This is a genomic window from Nguyenibacter vanlangensis (genome assembly GCF_013376155.1).
GTDB lineage: Bacteria > Pseudomonadota > Alphaproteobacteria > Acetobacterales > Acetobacteraceae > Gluconacetobacter > Gluconacetobacter vanlangensis.
In genome coordinates this window covers 1-2,399 of sequence record NZ_JABXXP010000441.1, presented here as the reverse complement: position 1 = coordinate 2,399, position 2,399 = coordinate 1, and the positions used below count along the sequence as shown (strand labels likewise).

At 69.6% G+C, this 2,399-nt stretch carries 3 protein-coding genes; all 3 read left to right on the top strand.

The genetic code is table 11. The features are described 5' to 3' along the window. Positions 1 to 885: coproporphyrinogen-III oxidase family protein (locus HUK84_RS15030; RefSeq protein ID WP_176641008.1), on the top strand; the 885-nt coding region annotated here is incomplete at its 5' end. A 55-nt stretch (positions 886 to 940) separates the two neighbouring features. After that, positions 941 to 2,077: a nucleoside hydrolase gene (locus tag HUK84_RS15025; protein ID WP_176641007.1), complete on the top strand. Its 1,137-nt coding sequence runs from the start codon at positions 941 to 943 to the stop codon at positions 2,075 to 2,077. 20 nt (positions 2,078 to 2,097) lie between these two features. Next, positions 2,098 to 2,399, top strand: a 302-nt coding sequence (locus HUK84_RS15020; protein ID WP_176641006.1) for a DUF1489 family protein, incomplete at its 3' end; no start/stop codon positions are given.

The window sequence follows — 2,399 nt, the reverse complement described above, 5'->3', positions numbered from 1 at the left end:
ACGCTCGAAGCCAATCCCACCAGCGTCGAGGCCGGCCGCCTGCGCGCCTTCCGCGACGCCGGGGTCAACCGCGCCTCGCTGGGGGTGCAAAGCCTCGACGATACCGCCCTGCACCTGCTCGGGCGGCAGCATTCCTCGTCCCAGGCCGTCGCCGCGCTGGAACTGGCGCGCGGCCTGTTCGGACGCATCTCCTTCGACCTGATCTACGCGCGCCCCGGCCAGGCGGCGGCCGACTGGCGCGCCGAACTGGACCGCGCGCTCGGCCTGGCCGCCGACCATCTGTCGCTCTACCAGCTCACCATCGAACCCGGCACGCGCTTCGAGGCCCTGCACCGCCAGGGCCTGCTCGCCCTGCCGGACGAGGACACCGCCGCCGCCCTCTATCAGGACACCGCCCTCGTCGCCGCCCGGCACGGATTGCTGGCGTACGAAGTCTCCAACTATGCGCGCCCGGGCGCGGAAAGCCGCCATAACCTCACCTATTGGCGCTATGGCGACTATCTGGGCATCGGCCCGGGCGCCCATGGCCGCGTGACCATGGGCGGCGCGCTCCACGCCACAAGGCGCCACCGCGCCCCCGAACCCTGGGCCGAACGGGTCGAACGCCACGGCACCGGCCAGATGCAGGACGACATCCTTTCCCCCCGCGACCGGGCCCGGGAAATGCTGCTGATGGGGCTGCGCCTGACCGAAGGCATCGCCCAGGACCGCTTCGCCCGCCGCACCGGCATGGCGCTGGCCCAGGCGCTCGACCCCGCGATCCTGGCCGCCGCGCGGGAAGAAGGCTATCTTTGCCTGGACGAAACGACGGACGGAACGGTGCTGCGCGCCACCGAATCGGGGCGCCTGCGACTCGAAGCCCTGCTGGGCGCGCTGGTGCTCTGACCTCCGCCCCACATAAGCAGGCCGGCCCGGCAGGGCCACTGAAACAGGACCGCCGATGACCATCCCTTCCCTTCTCCGCAAGCGATTCTCCACCCTGGCCGGGGCCGGCCTCCTCGCCGGCGCTTTCCTCGCGGGCGCCGTTCCGGCCACCGCCGCCGCGCCCCAACTGGTCATCGAGGACAATGACTTCCTCGGCCCGGGCGGCTCCGACCAGCAATCGGTCATCCCCCTGCTGTTCAACCCGTCCGTCAGGGTGCTGGGCTTCACCGTCGTCACCGGCGACGGGTGGGAAAACCAGGAATCCGCCCATCTGCGCCGGTTCCTCGAAATCATCGGCCGGACCGACGTGCCGGTGGCCGACGGGGCGGTCTATCCGCTGATCAACAGCGTGCCGATGATGAAGCTGCGCGAACAGCAATTCGGCCTCATCCCCTGGAAGGGCGCCTGGGGCGGAATCGGCACGATCGACCACACCCCCGACACCCAGCCGCCCCTGCCTCCGCTCAAGGAAGGCGCGCCCGCCCTGCGCCCCAGCGACGAAAGCGCGGCCCTGTTCCTGATCCGCCAGGTCCATGCCCACCCGCACCAGGTGACCATCGTCGCCGCCGGGCCGCTGACCAACCTGGCGCTGGCCATCCGGATCGACCCCAGCTTCGCCGCCACGGCCAGGCAGTTGGTGTTCATGGGCGGCCTGCTCGACACCAGCATGAAATCGCTGACCGGCAACGTCGATTTCGCCTCGGACTTCAACATGATCTTCGACCCCGAGGCCGCGCACATCACCCTCACCGCGCCCTGGCCCGCCATCACCGTGGTCGGCAACGTGTCGAACGACCTGATGATGACCCGCGAGTATCTCGCGCGCATCCGGCAGAAGAAGACGCCGATGACCGACTATATCGGCACCTATTACGACCCGCTGCCGATGTGGGACGAAATGGCCGCCGCGATCGCCGTCGATCCCAGCCTGGTCACCGGCGCGATCGACGCCTACATGGATATCGACATCGCCAAGGGGCCGCATTACGGCCACGCCTATGTGTGGCCCGACGCGACCGCGCCCAAGGAAATGGGCATCCGCAAGGTGCGAATCGTGCAATCGATCGATTCGAAACGCTTCCTGGACAATTTCCTCCACCAGGCCCAAAGCGACGTGCACCCGGCCCCGGCCCCGGCCCCGGCCCGGCACTAGGCCCGAAACGGCACGCGGCAATGCTCCACCTGGTCAAGCTGGCGGTTGGAATCGCCTCCATCGACGATCTGTCCCACCGCCAGCGCACGATGATGGACGGCGCGGGCGACGGGCTGGACGGCACCCACGCCGACGGCAACCCGTGGCTGCGCACCCGCATGTTCCCCCGCCGCGCCGAGGAAATCCTCGGCGGCGGATCGCTCTATCGGGTGATCGGCGGCATGATCCTCTGCCGCCAGCGCATCCTCGCCATCCGCCCCGACCAGCGCGAGGACGGTGCCGCCTGCGCCCTGGTCGTCCTGGACCCGCTCATCGTGCCGGT